11 protein-coding genes and 1 pseudogene are annotated in these 15570 nt (G+C 71.2%); 2 read left to right on the forward strand and 10 right to left on the reverse strand.

Annotation, left to right across the window (positions count from 1 at the left end; all coding sequences use genetic code 11):
* The 3 genes and pseudogenes from EAO75_RS17740 to EAO75_RS17750 form a co-directional block, all read right to left on the reverse strand.
* Positions 1–470 (reverse strand): annotated as a pseudogene (locus EAO75_RS17740) (hypothetical protein); the annotation flags it as partial.
* A gap of 343 nt (positions 471–813) precedes the next feature.
* On the reverse strand, positions 814–2835 hold the full coding sequence (locus tag EAO75_RS17745; RefSeq protein ID WP_147996061.1) for a SpoIIE family protein phosphatase: 2022 nt from the start codon (positions 2833–2835) through the stop codon (positions 814–816).
* Positions 2836–2971: 136 nt separating this feature from the next.
* A complete protein-coding gene (locus tag EAO75_RS17750; protein WP_147996062.1) occupies positions 2972–3532 on the reverse strand; it encodes a TetR/AcrR family transcriptional regulator in 561 nt (186 codons plus the stop codon).
* Positions 3533–3627: 95 nt separating this feature from the next.
* On the opposite strand from EAO75_RS17750, the gene EAO75_RS17755 reads away from it, so the two are divergent.
* Positions 3628–4368, forward strand: coding sequence for an SDR family oxidoreductase (locus EAO75_RS17755; protein WP_147996063.1), 741 nt, complete (start codon positions 3628–3630; stop codon positions 4366–4368).
* Positions 4369–4586: 218 nt separating this feature from the next.
* Here EAO75_RS17755 and EAO75_RS17760 read toward each other — a convergent pair whose 3' ends face one another.
* Positions 4587–4997: a cupin domain-containing protein gene (locus EAO75_RS17760; RefSeq protein WP_147996064.1), complete on the reverse strand. Its 411-nt coding sequence runs from the start codon at positions 4995–4997 to the stop codon at positions 4587–4589.
* A 233-nt stretch (positions 4998–5230) separates the two neighbouring features.
* On the opposite strand from EAO75_RS17760, the gene EAO75_RS17765 reads away from it, so the two are divergent.
* Entirely contained in the window at positions 5231–5944 is a 714-nt protein-coding gene (locus EAO75_RS17765) for a DUF4328 domain-containing protein (protein ID WP_147996065.1), read from the forward strand.
* 54 nt (positions 5945–5998) lie between these two features.
* Here the strand turns inward: EAO75_RS17765 and EAO75_RS17770 are convergent, their stop codons facing one another.
* The 6 genes from EAO75_RS17770 to EAO75_RS17795 form a co-directional block, all read right to left on the reverse strand.
* Positions 5999–6682 carry a TetR/AcrR family transcriptional regulator gene (locus EAO75_RS17770; RefSeq protein WP_147996066.1) on the reverse strand — a complete coding sequence of 228 codons (684 nt, stop codon included), beginning with the start codon at positions 6680–6682 and terminating at the stop codon, positions 5999–6001.
* A 73-nt stretch (positions 6683–6755) separates the two neighbouring features.
* Positions 6756–8453, reverse strand: a complete 1698-nt coding sequence (gene atzF, locus EAO75_RS17775; RefSeq protein ID WP_147996169.1) for an allophanate hydrolase — start codon at positions 8451–8453, stop codon at positions 6756–6758.
* 5 nt (positions 8454–8458) lie between these two features.
* Positions 8459–12049 carry an urea carboxylase gene (uca, locus tag EAO75_RS17780; RefSeq protein ID WP_147996067.1) on the reverse strand — a complete coding sequence of 1197 codons (3591 nt, stop codon included), beginning with the start codon at positions 12047–12049 and terminating at the stop codon, positions 8459–8461.
* Entirely contained in the window at positions 12046–12921 is an 876-nt protein-coding gene (locus tag EAO75_RS17785; RefSeq protein ID WP_315987135.1) for an urea amidolyase associated protein UAAP2, read from the reverse strand. The genes uca and EAO75_RS17785 overlap by 4 nt, the downstream gene beginning before the upstream one ends.
* Before the next feature lies 1 nt (position 12922).
* Positions 12923–13873, reverse strand: coding sequence for an urea amidolyase associated protein UAAP1 (locus EAO75_RS17790; RefSeq protein ID WP_147996068.1), 951 nt, complete (start codon positions 13871–13873; stop codon positions 12923–12925).
* 64 nt (positions 13874–13937) lie between these two features.
* Positions 13938–15536 carry an amino acid permease gene (locus tag EAO75_RS17795; protein WP_147996069.1) on the reverse strand — a complete coding sequence of 533 codons (1599 nt, stop codon included), beginning with the start codon at positions 15534–15536 and terminating at the stop codon, positions 13938–13940.
* Positions 15537–15570: the final 34 nt, after the last annotated feature.

Here is a 15570-nt window from a genome sequence, read left to right on the forward strand (position 1 = left end):
GTCGGCGAGGAAGGGTCGGCGAGGAAGGAGAGGGCGTCGGCCAGGCTTTCCTGGCCTTGCTGCTGGGCCTGGAGGCGGGCGAGTTCACGCAGGCAGTTGCTGAGCTGCTCGAAACTCGGGGCTCGGGCGTGGGCAGCGAGTGCCTGGCCCGCGGCCTCGCGGGCCCGGCCGAACTCGCCGGACTCACCGAGGAGTACAGCCGTCTCCGCAGCGATCATGACATGGCTTCCCGGGTCGTCGTCCCATCCGGCCGACTCGGCGGCGAGGGCGACGAAATCGGCCGTTGCGGCCTTGAGGTCCTCCCCCGCGTGCAGGGCGCGGGCACGGGTCAGCCGCAGCTGCGCGACGAGCCGGTCGTCCAACTCTCCGGCGGCGACGTCCGGTTCGGCCAGCAGGGAGTCGAGCAGAGCGATGCAGTCCTCGACGCGGCCCAGGTCGAGGGTGAGGTTGGCCGCGTTGCTGTAGGTGCACACCTTCCAGCCGGACCTGAAGTGCTCCGACGGGCCCCAGCTGGTGGGCAGTTGGTAGGCGGGCCGGCGGCATGTTGGCCGGAGGCCATGCAGTGGTTGCCGCCGGCGTCCGCGGTGAACCTGACCTCACACTTGGTGCAGTGGTTGAAGCCTTCCGTCCAGCGACTGACAACGGCGCCGTCGCCCCTGGTCGAGGGATACTCGGTCATCTCGAACGCCCAGTCGCTGTTCGGGATGTGACGGCCGATGAACTCGGGTGGCGTCCCCGGGATGGGGTCGGCGGTGCAGGACCCGTTGATGTCACCCCGCGTCTCCAGGCCGGCGTCCCCTGTGACTTCGCACGCTAGCCGGTGATTTGAGAATCGTGGTCGGCCACCGGCGCGGGCTGGAGGCGGGTCAGTCGGGTGACGACCACGGTGGCGTCGTCCGCCGAGTTGGCGGGGCGTACGGCGACGAGGGCGTCGCAGACCTCGWCCAGGGGTGTCTCGGTGTGGTGAACCGCGCGGCGGAGCATGGTGATCCCCTGGTCGAGGTCCAGGAACGTGCTGCGGTCCTCGATCATCCCGTCGGTGTAGAGGACGAGCAGGCTGCCCGACGGGACGACGCAGTGGGCGCTCTCGTACACGTGATCAAGCCCCATGCCCACGGGCGGCCCGGGGTCGGCCGCCAGTGTGTCCGCCGACCCGTCCGGCCGGACCAGCAGGGGCGGTGGGTGGCCGGCCAGCGCGACCCGGAGGTCTCCGCCGGCCCCGTCATAGACGGCGCAGACGCAGGTGGCAGGCAGGTCGTTGTCGGCGTCGTCCTTCAGTCCGTCCAGGCGGGTGAGGAGCTGACCGGGTTCCAGGCCCACGGCCAGCAGTGCGCGAGCGGAAGAGCGGTATCGGCCCATGGCCGCAGCCGCACCCAGTCCGTGCCCCATGACGTCACCGACGGTCAGTCCGATGCGCCCGCCGGGCAGTCGCATGACGTCGTACCAGTCACCGCCGGCCAGGGTCCCGTCCTGGGCGGGGAGGTAGCGGTATGCCGACTTGGCCCAGGGGATGTCCGGCAGGCGTGCGGGCAGCAGGTGGCGCTGGAGGGCCAGTGTGGCCAGTCTTTCCCGCCGGTAGAGCAGGGCGTTGTCGATCGCCATGGCGGCGCGAGCGGCGATGTCGCGCATGGTGAGCACGTCGTCGGCATCGAAGCCGCCGGGTCGGGAGAAGGTGATCGCTCCCAGAACAAGTCCGGCAGCCGGCAACGGCAGAGCAATGCCGTGCTGCTGCTCGCGCGCCTCGCCCACGTGGAAGGCCACCACATCGGCCGAGCGGATGCACTCACTGACCGGGATCGACGCCTCCCGGGCCTGCGGCAGATCCCCTTCCGGAGCAGCAGGGCCGCTGCCCACGGCGACGCTCAGCGGGTAGACCCGCGCTCTGGGAGCCCCGTCAGGGCAGCCGGTGCCGCGCCCCTCCGCCGCCGTGCTCGTCCGGGAGTCCGGAGCCCGCTGCACCGCGCCTTCCAGGAGGTCGACAGTGACGGTCGAGGCGAACGCCGGGGTACAGACCGCTGAGAGCCTCGACGCCACGCTCGCCACGTCCAGCCCCTGGCTGAGGGCGGCACTGATCCGGGTGAGCAACTCCAGCCGCCGCTGGTTTCGCGCGGTGTCCAGCAACTCCGCCCTCGTGCCACCCAGGTCGTGCACGACGCCGGCCTGCCCCACGATGCGGCCATCGGCATCCCGCAGGGGGAAGAGGGTTCCCACCGCCGCGTACGGTGTGCCATCGGGCCTGATCGCGGCCACGTGCAGGTTGTCGATCGTCTCGCCACCGTCGGTGACACGTCGCAGCATCGCTTCGTACGTCCGCGGGTCGGGGAGATCGAGGACGTCCAGGATGCGGCGGCCCAGGTGCGCGGCGACGGGCAGGCCGTTGAGACGCGCGAGGGCGTCGTTGATGAAGCGGTAGCGCAGGTCCTTGTCCAGGACGGCCAGGCCGATCGGTGAGGAATGCAGGAGAAGGTCGGCCGCCGCAGGATCGCACCAGTCGATCTGCTGGTCGCCGCGGCCGGCTACGGCGAGCAGACCTGTACCGGCTGCGAGCGGTACAGGCACGACACGCCACCGGATGCTGCGGCTGCTGCCATCGAAGCAGCGCAGCCAGTCCGTGCGGACTCCACCGCCGGCCCGGACCAACTCGGCGACGAGCGCCCGTCCGTGGCTGGTGGGGCGGTCGGCAAGTACGGACAGGTCACAACCGACGATCTCGGAGGCTGGGTGCCCGGTCAACGTCTGCGCTTCGGAACTCCACAGACCGATACGGCCCGCCGGGTCGACGAGCGCGACGGCCWGGCCGTCATCACCTACCGTGTGCCGCCGTCCTCCCGGCACGACATGCTCCCCTCACGCGCCGAAACCCCCTCCCCTGGCCCGTCCGGGCGCCCCCGACAAGCTATGGGTCCCACCTCCGATTCTTCCGGCAGAGGCCACGAGCGCCACTCGGAGGAGTGACCCGGTCCCCCGGCTCTCACCGGTCCGCTTCCTGTCGGTGAAGGCCGTCGAGGATGACGTTCATCAACGGCCGGGCCGTTGACTGCCATTCATCCCGGTCCAGGCGACTGAGGTACGCGACGAGCATGAGGACCCCATGGGCGTTCACGTCCGTGCGGAGGGAACCGTCCGCCTGCCCGGCGTCCAGCAACTCACCGAGAGCGCCTTCGATGGGGTTGTGGCTGTGGGCGACAAGGTCCTGCCATGCCGCGGGCTCCAGCGCTGCCAGGACGCCGCGCTTGATCTCGGCGTAGTCGATCAGCCGGTCGAGCCAGTGACGCAGGGCCGCCACGGGCTCGTGTTCCGCGAGCAGAGTGGAAGCGGCGGTCACGAGTTCTTCGACGTCACGCCGGTACACCTCGGCGAGGAGCGCTTCGCGGTTGGGAAAGTTCCGGTACAGCGTGCCCTGGCCTACACCCGCGCGCTTGGCGATCTCGTTGAGATGGACGTGGTGCGACTCGGCCAGGGCTGCCCGGGCGGCCTCCACGATGCGGGTCCGGTTCTCCATCGCGTCCTGACGGCGTGCCGACGTGCTCATGGGCCTCTCCTGATGTTCCGCCCCAACAAGTGGACACGTGTCCGGTAAGCTGGAACGAGTACGCGGACACGTGTCCACTTTACTTGGAGGCAGCCATGCTCTCTCTTCACGGCAAGATCGTCGCCATCACCGGAGCGAGTGGCGGCATCGGCGAAGCGACGGCCCGTCTGCTCGCCGGGCGCGGCGCCACCGTCGTCCTCGCGGCGCGCCGCCGCGAACGCATCGACGCCATAGCGCAGGACATCCAGAAGGAGGGAGGCCGTGCTGCCACGTGCGTCGTCGACGTCACCAAGGCCGAGGACCTGCGGCGCCTGGTCTCCATCACGATCGAGCAGTACGGCCGTGTCGACGTACTGGTGAACAACGCCGGCATCGCCCCGATCAGCCCGCTGTCCGACCTCGACACCGAAAGCTGGTCGGCCATGATCGACGTCAACCTTCGCGGCATGCTCAACGGCGTCGCCGCCACGCTGCCGGTCTTTCGCGAGCAGGGGTCCGGCCACCTGGTGAGCATCGTCTCCGTGGCCGGGCTGTCCGTCTCCCCCTCGATGGCTGTCTACGCCGCGACCAAGAACGCGGTGCGCACGGTCCACGAGGGGCTGCGCACGGAGTCCACCGACGGGGTGGTGCGCACGACGGCCATCTCGCCGGGATACGTCCGCACCGACCTCGCCGACTCGATGTCGGACCCGCACATCCGTCAGCAGATCCGCAAGAACATGGACGCGGTGGGTATCGATCCGGCGGCGGTTGCCCGCGCCGTGGCCTTCGCCATCGAGCAGCCCGACGACGTCGAGATCGGCGAGATCAACGTCCGCCCCACCGTCCAGGCGTGACCATGGCCGCCACTGTCGCGGTGGTGGCCATCAGCTGGTTGGTGCTGGGCGTGGTGCTCGCGTGCGCTGAGCCCGACGCGAACCAGGGGCTCGGGCTGCCTGTCTGCTCCAAGTCCCCCTGTTCCAGGGGCTGTCCCCGGTGGAGGGGACCGTTGTCGAGGACCCCGCACCGGGCACACCTGGAAATCAGGCCGAGTGATCCGGAATCCGGGTTCCCGTCACGGCTGAGTGGCGCGCAGGTGTCGCCGTTCGGCCAGCTCCTGCGCGCCGACCACGGTCAGAACCGGGGTACCGGGCGGCGCGAACATGGTCACCACCAGCTGTGACTGCGCGTCCGGGAGGTTGTTGGCTCCCTGGTAGTGGATCACGTCACCACCGGGCTCGAACAGGGCGTCACCTGCCTTGAGCACCCGGGGCTGCTGCCCCTCGAGCTCGAAGAGGATCTCGCCCTGGGTCACATAGCCGAAGAGCGGCCCGGGGTGCCGGTGCGGCGGCGCGCCGGGGTCACCGGGCGCCAGGGTGACCCGGATGGTCCTGGCCTCGGCGCCGGCCGGGATCCGGGCCGCCGCGTCCGACAGGGTCGTGATCACCTCGACGCCCGGGGGCAGGTGTGCGTGCTCAGCGCTCATCGTTTCCTCCAAACAGGGACTGTCCACAGCAAGGACCAGACGACCGCCCCGGTTGTGACAGCGCTGCGGCGGAGTTCGTGGGGGGAATCCTCGTCGGCCACTTCCTGCAGGTCACCCTCTGGACCTGCTGGCGGAATGTCATGGACGGGACGACCAGGTTCGGCTTACGGTGCCTCAGCACGCGTTCTTCCGCGGGCCATTCCTCGTTTCTCCGCCCGTGGGGGGCCACCGTCATGTCCGCATCCAGCGATCTGCGCCCGAGACCCTCCCTGCCCGGCAGGGTGCCCCTCGCCTCGCGCGGCCTCGTGGCCACCGTTGCAGCGCTGCTCGCCACGGTCGCCCTGAGCGATCTGTTCGCCGTGTTCGTCGGAGTCCGCATCCACATGCTGACCGGCTCGGACGACGGCCGTACCGCCGCACCCCAGCAGGAACTGGCCGGGGCCTACTCGCTGTACGAAACGGCCGGGACCCTCCAGGTCACGACGTACCTGGCCTGCGCCGTCCTCTTCGTCGCCTGGTTCCTCCAGATGCGTCGCACCACAGGGCTGCTCGCACCCGACCGGTTCCGCAACTCGCCCGGCTGGGCCATCGGGGCTTGGCTGATCCCGCTGGTGAACCTCTGGATGCCGTACCGCATCGCCGTCGACATGTGGACGGCGAGCACGCCGCTGCCGGATGACGGTGTGCCGTCGCGGACGTCGATCTGGCCGGTGAACCTGTGGTGGGCGCTGTTCGTCTCCAGCAACCTGTTCGGCCGATACGCCGGCTCGCGCTACGACAACGCCGAAACGCATCGSCAGATCCGCAGCGCCGTCGTGCAGTACCTGGCAGCCGACCTCCTGAGCGCCGTTGCCGCGGCCGCCGCGATCTATTTCGCCTTCCGCCTGACGGCGATGCAGCGGCYCAAAGCGTCCTGGGGGCCCTATCGGACAACACCTCCGGCATGACCGCACACCTGCCACGGCAACGAGGCTGAAGGCCGCACCCCTGAGAGCCGTCGGTCATGCCAGGCGGCTCAGCAGGATTCGTGCCTCGTCCCTGGCGGCGGTCACCACCGGCTCGTCGAGCCCGCAAAGCCGTAGGCACGACGACGCGATGGCTTCCGTGTCGGCCGCTTCCGGCTCACGGGAACGCCGTATCTGGATGACGACCTCCACCAGCTGGATCAGCAGTTCCCCGATGCGCTCGGGCGGCAGGCTGCGGGCGACGCCCTCGGACGCCGCCGCAGCGCCGAGAGACCCGTAGCTCTCCTGCAGTTGGCCCCGGTCGGCGCGGAAGGAGTCGAATCGCTCGGCCAGCACTTCCGGCAGGAGGTAGAGCGTGCCGATGTTGTAGGGGGTGCGGGACAGGGTGCGTACGTCGGTTGCGGCCACCGCGTACAGTGCCGCGGCCGCACTCACGCGCTCGGGCACCCATGCCTGGATCCGCTCCACCATCTCCAGGCTCGGCCGGACCGAGGTGGCCAGCAGCTCGGCGAGAATCTCGTCCTTGGTGGTGAAGTGGTAGTACAGCGAGGCCTGCCTGATGCCCACCCGCTCGGCGATCATGCGGGTGCTGGTGGCGGCGATCCCGTGTGCCACGAAGAGCGCCCCGGCGGCGTCGAGGATCTGGTCGCGGGCAGAGGTGTGGGGATCGGACTGCGCCGTGTGCCGGGGTCTGCCTTGGCGGGGCCGCGTCGTCGTCATGCTCCCATCCTGCCGGTTCGGCGGCGGGCTCCCGGCCGTGGCCGGCACCGGCTGCCCGCCGATGCCGCCCCGGTCACGCGGACGCCAGATAGGCCCGCCAGCCGCCGAACCGTGTGATGTCGGGCGCGTCCTCGACGGCGTACGGCTCCACCAGGAAGCCGCTGATCTGSCGTCCGTCGGCCAGTTCGACGGTGCCGATGGTCATCGGCGCGGGAACGGCGGCGATCAGCTCCCCGAACCCCGCGGCCGGCAGTCGCCAGATCTCGCCCTCGATGCCCGAGCGGCCTTCTGCCCTCGGGCCACCATGTGTTCCCGCTCCCGTGCCCTCCCCATCCCCGGTATCCCGGACCAGGCCCGGCTTGGGCGGCTCGGTGGTCAACGCGTGAAGCCGGTAGGTGGCGGCAGTGCGCGCCGGGCCCACCAACGTGCCGCCCGCCTGGACCAGTTGCGCGTTGAGCGGCTGTCCGGTGAGGTGGGCGCCGACCACGAACAGGTCGAGCCCATGGTTGGTGAGGCGCTCGGCCAAGCCGGCCAGGGCTCGGTCGGAGAAGGCCGGGCCGGTGAGCATCACGCCGAAGGGCAGGCCGTCCACGAAGCCGGCGGGGACGGCGAGCGAGGCGTAGTCCAGGAGGTTGGCGAAGTTGGTGAAGCGGCCCATCCGGGCGTTGGCGCCGACCGGGTCTGCCGCCACCTCGTCGAGAGTGGGGTGCCAGGTGGTGGTCGGGGTGAGGAGCGCCTCGCAGCCGTCGAGGGCCATGCGCGCGGCGGCGCCGAGGGCGGCGAGCCGGGCGGTGTCGGCGGCCCAGTCGGCGGCCGTCTTGGTCCGGCCGGCCAGCACGATGGAGGCGACGGTGGGGTCGAGGTCCGTGCCGATCAGGTCGCGGTGCTTCTCGATGTGCTCGCCCACGGCGGCGTACCGCTCGGCCACGAACGCGCCGCCGTACAGCAGTTGCGCGGCCTCCAGCAGCGGGGTGACGTCGGCCTCGACGATCTCCACCCCGGTGCTCGCCAGGCGGGCGACCGCGGCGCCGAAGGCCATGCGCCAGCCGTCGGCCATGCCCTCCAGGTTCTCTTCGGTCGGGACGGCGACCCTGGGGCGCGCGGCCGGCGGCGGGAGTTGGGTGCCGGTGCGGGAGAGCGGGTCGGACGGGTCGGGGCCCTCGACGATCTCCGCGGCGGTGCGGGCGAGCCGCAGGTCGCGGGCGAAGACGGTCACGCAGTCGAGGGTGTAACAGGCGGGGACCACCCCGGTCACGGGCACCAGGCCCTTGGTGGGCTTGACGCCGACGATGCCGTTGAGGGCGGCGGGCACCCGCCCGGAGCCGGCCGTGTCGGTGCCGAGGGCGATGTCGGCGATGCCCAGCGCGACCGCGACGGCGGAGCCGGCGGACGACCCGCCGGAAATGCGGGTCGGGTCCCAGGCGTTGCGGACCGCACCGTAGGGGCTGCGGGTGCCGACCAGGCCCGTGGCGAACTGGTCCAGGTTGGTCTTCCCGAGCACCACCGCGCCGGCCGCGCGCAGCCGTGCCACCGCGGGTGCGTCGGCGTCCGGCCGGTAGGCGTAGGACGGCGCGCCGGCGGTCGTGGGCAGGCCGACCACGTCGATGTTGTCCTTGACGGCTGCGACCAGGCCGGCCAGCGGCAGCTTCGGATCGATACCGGCCGCCTCGGCGAGCACCTCGTGGCGGGGCCTGAGATGGATCCAGATCTCGGGCCGATCGGCGGACTCGATGCGGTCGTAGGCGGCCTCGACGCGCTCGGCCGGTGTCATGGCGCTCATGCCCGGACCGCCGCGAGGACCTGGCCGGGGGCGACCTGTTCACCGGGCCTGACGTAGATCTCCAGAAGTGTCCCGGCGACGGGGGCGCTCACTTTGGACTCCATTTTCATCGCCTCCAGCGAGAGGATCGGGTCGCCCTCGGCGACAGTGGTACCCGGCTGCGCCACGGTCTGCCAGACGGTGGCGGTGAACGGCGCGGTGACCGGGACCGCGCCGTCCGGGACGGTGACGGCGTCGGCGGCCGGGGGTTCGGGGTCGTCGTCCCGGTCGAACTCGCCGGCGGCCCGCCAGCGTTCCTTCTCCGCCTCGAACGCGGCGCTCTGCTGCTTGCGGAAGGCGGCGATCGAGTCGGCGTTGGCGGCCAGGAAGGTGTTGTACTCGGCGATCGAGAAGGTGCCCTCCTGAGTGTCGAAGGGGCCTCGGCCGGCGTCGGTCTCGGCACGTAGTTCCAGGAGTTCCTCGGCGGTGACGGGGTACCACTCGATGCGGTCGAAGAAGCGCAGGGCCCACGGGGAGTCCTGGAACAGACCGCCCCTGCGGAAACGGTTCCAGATCTGCACGGTACGGCCGACGAACTGGTAGCCGCCGGGACCTTCCATGCCGTAGATGCACAGGTAGGCACCGCCGATGCCGACGGAGTTCTCCGCGGTCCAGGTGCGGGCGGGGTTGTACTTGGTGGTCACCAGGCGGTGCCGCGGGTCGAGCGGGGTGGCCACGGGGGCGCCGAGGTAGACGTCACCGAGGCCGAGTACGAGGTAGGAGGCGTCGAACACCGTGCGGTAGACGTCGTCTGCGGTCTCCAGGCCGTTGACGCGGCGAATGAACTCGATGTTCCAGGGGCACCACGGGGCGTCGTCGCGCACCCCGGCCATGTACCGCTCGATGGCGAGACGGGTCGCCGGATCGTCCCAGCTGAGCGGCAGCCGCACCGTGCGGGACGGAACCACCAGTTCGTTGGTGGGCGGGACCTCGTCCTCCAGTTCGCGCAGCAAGGCGGTGAGGTCACGGGCCTTCAGGCGGCGGGCGTCGGTGTGGATCTGCAGTGACCGGATGCCCGGGGTGACGTCGACGATGCCGCCCGGCGTGTGCGCGGCCAGGGTCTCCTGCAGGGCGTGCACGCGCATCCGCAGGCCGAGGTCGAGCGCCATGGGGCCGTACTCGACGAGGACGTTGTCGTCGCCGTCCCGGCGGTAGGTGACCGAGGGGCGGGTGTCGGTGGATTCCAGGCGGCCCAGTATGCCGTCGTCGCCGTCTCCGCCCGTGCTGATCAGCGCGGGTGAGGCGCGGCGGGCGTCGAGGGCGGCCGCCTCGGCCTCCTTGACCGGCACGAACCGTACGGTGTCGCCGGGGCGGAGCTGGCCGAGCTTCCACAGGTCGCCGCTGGCGACCACCGCGGGGCACACGAACCCGCCGAGCGACGGCCCGTCGGGGCCGAGGATGATCGGGGTGTCGCCGGTGAAGTCCAGGGCGCCCACCGCGTACGGCGTGTCGTGGATGTTGGAGGGGTGCAGTCCGGCCTCGCCGCCGTCCTGTCGGGCCCAGCGCGGTTTGGGGCCGACGAGGCGGATGCCGGTGCGGGCCGAGTTGTGGTGCACCTTGTAGTCGGTGGCGTAGAGGGTGTCGATGTCCTCGCGGGTGAAGAACTCCGGCGCCGCGTGCGGCCCTTCGGTGACTCCGATCCGCCAGTGCGAGGTGATCGCGGGGCGGCGCTCGGGCGAGGTCGGCCCACCGGCCGTCGCTTTGGAGGCCGCGAGCCGCAGCACGTCTGCGGCAAGCAGCGCCCGGCCGCCGTGCCCGCCGAAGCCTCCGAGGGTGAACGTCGAGGCGCTGCCCAGGTATTCGGGCACGTCGATGCCGCCGCGGACGGCCACGTAGCTGCGCAGGCCGGGCCCCGGTGCGGCGCCGAGGACCAGGGTGGCGCCGGCCGGGACCGGTACGGGCTCCCACAGGTCCGCCGCCCTTCCGTCCACGGTGACCGGGACGGGGGCACCGGTGACGGCGACCACGGTCGCGGCGGAGAAGCGCAGGGTCAGGCCGCCCATGGTGACCTCAAGTGCGGGCGCCTCGGCCTGGTTGCCGACGGCCAGGTTCGCCTCGGCGAAGGAGACGGGGTCGAAGGGGCCGCTCGGGGGCACGCCCACATGCCAGTAGCCGAGCCGGCCGGGCAGGTCCTGGACGGTGGTCATCGCTCCCGGCACCAGGACGTCGATGCGCGGCTCGGGGTCGGTGGTCGTGGCGAGGGTGCTGGTGCTGTGCGCGGCGTCGCGCACCTCGCCCCGCACGGCCAGCGAGCGCAGCAGACCCAGGTTGGTGACGATGCCGTCGACCCGGCTCCCGGCCAAGGCCTCGCCGAGCAGGTCGAAGGCGGCGTCGCGGGTGGCACCGTGCGCGATCACCTTGGCGAGCATGGGGTCGTAGTACGGCGAGATCTCCTGGCCGGTCTCGGCGAAACCGTCGACCCGGACACCGTGCATCTCGCCGGTGCCCTGGCCTGGAAACACCGCCCGGGTGATGAGGCCCGAGGACGGCAACGAGTCCTTGCCGGGGTCCTCGGCGTACACCCTGGCCTGCACGGCATGTCCGGTGGGCGTCCACTGGCTCGCGAACACCGCGTCGTCGACCCGGCCGTCGAGGGCCAGGGCGAGCATGAGCTCGACGAGGTCGACGCCGTACGCCTCCTCGGTCACCGGGTGCTCGACCTGGAGCCGGGTGTTGACCTCCAGGAAGGCGGCCTCCGCACGCACCGGGTCGTATACGAACTCCACGGTCCCGGCCCCGCGGTAGCCGACCGATGAGAGCAGACGGCGCGAGGAGTCGTGCAGAGTCGCGCGGACACGGTCGGGCAGGGCCGGGGCCGGGGCCTCCTCGATCACCTTCTGGTTGCGGCGCTGAAGCGAACAGTCGCGGTCGCCGATGACGGCGATCCGGCCGGTGCCGTCGCCGAAGACCTGAACCTCGACATGACGGGCCGGGCGGACCAGGCGCTCCAGGAACACTCCCGCCGACCCGAAGTGGGACTCGGCGAGCACGGCCACGCGCGTGAAGGCCTCGCGGACCTCGTCGGCGGTGGCGCAGGCCTGCATGCCGATGCCGCCGCCACCGCCGGTGGCCTTGACCATCACGGGCAGCCCGATCGACTCGGCCGCGGTGACTGCTTCCTCGGCGCTCGCGAGCAGTTCCGTCCCGGCCAGCAGCGGCACACCGGCGGCCTTCGCCAGGGCGCGGGCGGTGTGCTTCTCGCCGAAGGCCGTGATCTGGTCGGCGGTCGGGCCCGCGAAGCTCAGGCCGGCCTCCTCGACGGCGCGGGCGAAGGCGGCGTTCTCGGAGAGGAATCCGTAGCCCGGGTGGATGATCTCGGCGCCGTGGTCGAGCGCTGCCTCGATGATCGCCTCGCCGCGCAGGTACGAGTCGCGGGCGGGCGCCGGACCGAGGCGGACCGCATGGCCGGCCTCGCGGACATGCGGGGCGGCCCGGTCGGCGTCGGAGAAGACGGCGACGGTGGCCAGGCCCATCCGATGGGCCGTGCGGATGACACGGCGTGCTATCTCACCGCGGTTGGCCACGAGAACCGTGGCGGGGCGGGTCACGCGGCGTCCTCCGGGGTGGCCGCGTCCTGCCCGGACCGCGGGCTCGCGTCGTCGGGGCTCTCGGAGTCCGCGGGGCCCGCCTGGCTGCGTGGGTCCACGACGATCATCCGTAGCGGGGTCGGGTTGAAGTCGTTGCACGGGTTGTTCATCTGCGGGCAGTTGGACACCATCACCAGGACGTCCGTCTCGGCGCGCACAGCGACCCGGCGGCCGGGCGCCGACATGCCGTCCACGATGCCCAGCGCGCCGTCCGCCTCGACGGGCACGTTCATGAACCAGTTGAGGTTGGAGACGAGGTCCCGCACCCCCAGGCCGCGCCGCGCCGCCTCGGCGAGGAAGTTCTCGCGGCAGCCGTGATGGAACATCACATGGTGGCCGTAGCGCAGGGTGTTGGACTCCTTGCCGCAGGCGCCGCCGATGGTGTCCTGGCGGTCGATCTCGTTGGCGACGACGGTCATCAGCGGGCGCCCCTCGTTGCTGCGCAGGACCGTGCCGGTGCGTACATAGGCGTTGCCCTGCCAGGCCAGGGTGTCGGGGACGCTGTAGCGCTCCTCGGGGTCGTCGGCGTTGTAGAGCAGGCAGTCGGCCGACTGGTTGCCGCCGACGTCGACGATCGTCAGGACGTGCCCCCTGGCCACCACCGCCGACCAGGGCGCGTTGGGTACCACGTTCTCGTCCAGGACGACCGCGCCCTCGACCAGGCTCGCTCCCCAGTCCAGGGTGGAGCCCTCGGCATACACGGCACCGACGGGGACGGTGGAGATGACGGTGCCGCCCGATGCGGTGGGGTAGGTGGTCACGGCGGCCACGGTGGTCTCGGCGTCGGCTGTGTTGTCGGCGGCCACGGAGCTCTCGGTCCCTCTGGTCGCCATGTCACAGCCCCCGCGCTTCGCAGTAGTCGACGGTGTTGAGGTACGCCCGGTGCAGCTCGGGCGTTGCGGTGAACCGCGGCTCGTCGGGACCGGTCGGGGCGCCGCGCCAGGCGTGCACGCGCAGCGGCCCGACGGCGTAGTCGGGGCGCGGGTCCAGTGGATGGGCGACGTTGGCCACCAGCACCAAGAGGGGGATTTCCGCGACGAGTTCGACATGCGCCCCCGGCCCAGCACTGCCCCGCCAGTCGAGGGCGCCGTCCGGCTCGACGCGGACGCCCTGGAAGAAGGACACGCTGGGCGGTAGGTCACGCCGGCTCAGGCCGTGCTTGGCGGCCGCTTTGACGAAGAGCCCGCGGCCTGACGGGGACGGCCCTTCGGGTCGGGCGTCACCGTACTTGCGTTCGTTCCAGGCGTCCGTGGTGGTGCCGCAGAAGGCGTCGTGCCGACCGGAGGAGTCGCCCGTGACGACGGCCATGACCCGGCCCTCGCCGGACAACAGCGGGTGGTTCACGCCCAGGTATGCCTGCCAGGGGATCTTCTGGGTGTCGGCGACGTTGAGCCGCTCGACCGGCTCCAGGGCGTTGTAGAGCAACAGGTGGGCGCAGGCGTCACCAGTCGGATCGTCGAAGCGCAGCCGGGTGCCGCGCGCGAGGGCCTTGTGGGTGTAGCCGCCGGGCGCCACCGTCTCCGCCCACAGCAAGGCGGTCGGGTCGACTCCCGGCGGGCAGTGCGGGCTGCTGGACGCCGGAAGGTACGGCATCCATGCGCCGGCCTGTCCGCCCTGGGCACGGGCGTCGTCCTGGGCGCTGCGGACGCTGTCGGTCAGGTGCAGATCACGGACGCCGGCGGGGCTCTGTCGGGTGAACTGCGCCGTGGGTTGCTGTTCGCCGGTCGTCACGTCGGGGTGCCGGCCGTGCGGCGTGCCGGCCGTCGGACCTTCGGTCGTGGTCATGGGTGTGCCGTCGTCCCTTCGTCGTGCGTCCCTCAAGGCGTCGGGTCGTGCGTGGCCGGGGCCGTCAGGCGGGCTCGGCAACCGCCTCGGCAGGCGGTTCGATGTGCGTGTGGGGTACGTGCCTCAGCTCGATCAGGCGGTGCAGTCGGCGGGCGACGAAGTAGCCGGTACCGATGGCGAGGCTGACCCCGACGAAGAGCAGCGCGCTCCACTGCAGCCACCAGGTGCCCCCGGTGAGGTCGTAGATCTCCGCGCGCGGCCAGAGCAGGTTGACCGTCATGCCGATCTGGAAGAGCACGGCGAGCGTGTTGACGACGATTCCCCAACGACCCAGCGAGAACAGGGGCCGGCCTGTCTCGTCGACGCCCTGCGGGAGCCGGCCTGTGCTCCGGTGCCGGATCCGGGCGAGCAGCAACGGCAGCGTCACGCCCAGGTAGGCCAGATAGAGCATGGCGATGCAGAGGCTGGAGAGCGCGGTGAAGATCGCCGACTGACGGACGTTCACCAGCAGCGCGATCGCGGCGCCCACGCCCACCACGATCGACGTGATGATCGGCGTACCGGTGCGGGCCGAGACCCTCGCGAGGTGCCGGTGGAAAGGCAGGGCGCCCTCACGCGCCATGGAGTAGATCATTCGCGCGCCGGAGGTCTGCACGGCGAGGGTGCAGGCGAACACGGCGACCGCGACGCAGCACAGCAGCAGCCGCCCCAGAGTGTCGCCGAGCCGGTCGGTCAGCACCCAGGACAGACCGCCGGCGGCCAGTTTGCCGTCGGTCAGGCTTCTCGCGGCCAACAACCCCGAGAGGATCAGCAGCGCGCCACCGACACCGGAGATGATCAGCGCGCGCAGGATGGTCCGGGGAGTGGTCCGGCGTGGGCTGTGCGTCTCCTCCGCCAGCTCGCCCGCCGAGTCGAAGCCGACCATCACGTACGCCGCCAYCAGCGAAGACGCGAGGAAAGCCCCCAAGTAGCCGCCGTCGCCGGCCCAGCCGGTGTTGTGGACCACCACCTGCGGACCCCGCTCGGGCAGGAAGAAGAGCAGCAGCACCAGCACGATCACACCGACGATCTCGATCATGACGCCGACGCTGGTGGCGGCGGCCATCTGGCGGATGCCGAGGATGTTCACCACCGTGGTGATCACCAGCAGGACGCAGCCCAGGAGGACCGCGTTCTGGGCGCCGGTCGAGGAGGCGACCGACGGATCGGCGTCCGATCCCCCGACGATCTGGAAGCCGGTCCAGATGCCCGGCAGCACCGCCTGCGCGGCGATCGCCGCTGCCGCGACGGTGAGGATCTGACCGATGATCATGATCCAGCCGGTGAACCAGCCGACCGTGGTGCCGGCCAGCCGGCTGGACCACTGGTAGATCGCCCCGGAGATGGGCCAACGCGCCGCCAGTTCGGCGAAGCAGAGCGCGACCAGCAGCTGGCCCACGAAGACCAGCGGCCAGGTCCAGAAGAAGGCCGCCCCGCCGAGGCCGAAACCGAGGCCGAAGAGCTGGAAGACGGTGGTGAGGATCGACACGAAGGAGAATCCCGCGGCGAATGAGGCGAAGTTGCCCATTCCGCGGCGCAGTTCCTGGTGGTAGCCGACGGGAGCGGGGCTGCTCGTCACGCCGTCAGCGGGACGTGACGCAGGGGTGAGCTCTGATGGGTTCATCACCGCACCTCCGAGCGGGGGTTACCTGTCAGTT

The organism is Streptomyces sp. UW30 (assembly GCF_008042075.1).
GTDB lineage: Bacteria > Actinomycetota > Actinomycetes > Streptomycetales > Streptomycetaceae > Streptomyces.

Coding starts and splice junctions, on each gene's coding strand:
- EAO75_RS17750 (WP_147996062.1), bottom strand. CDS start 3,532: ATGAGCACGTCGGCACGCCGTCAGGACGCGATGGAGAACCGGACCCGC.
- EAO75_RS17755 (WP_147996063.1), top strand. CDS start 3,628: ATGCTCTCTCTTCACGGCAAGATCGTCGCCATCACCGGAGCGAGTGGC.
- EAO75_RS17760 (WP_147996064.1), bottom strand. CDS start 4,997: ATGAGCGCTGAGCACGCACACCTGCCCCCGGGCGTCGAGGTGATCACG.
- EAO75_RS17770 (WP_147996066.1), bottom strand. CDS start 6,682: ATGACGACGACGCGGCCCCGCCAAGGCAGACCCCGGCACACGGCGCAG.
- EAO75_RS17785 (WP_315987135.1), bottom strand. CDS start 12,921: ATGGCGACCAGAGGGACCGAGAGCTCCGTGGCCGCCGACAACACAGCC.
- EAO75_RS17790 (WP_147996068.1), bottom strand. CDS start 13,873: ATGACCACGACCGAAGGTCCGACGGCCGGCACGCCGCACGGCCGGCAC.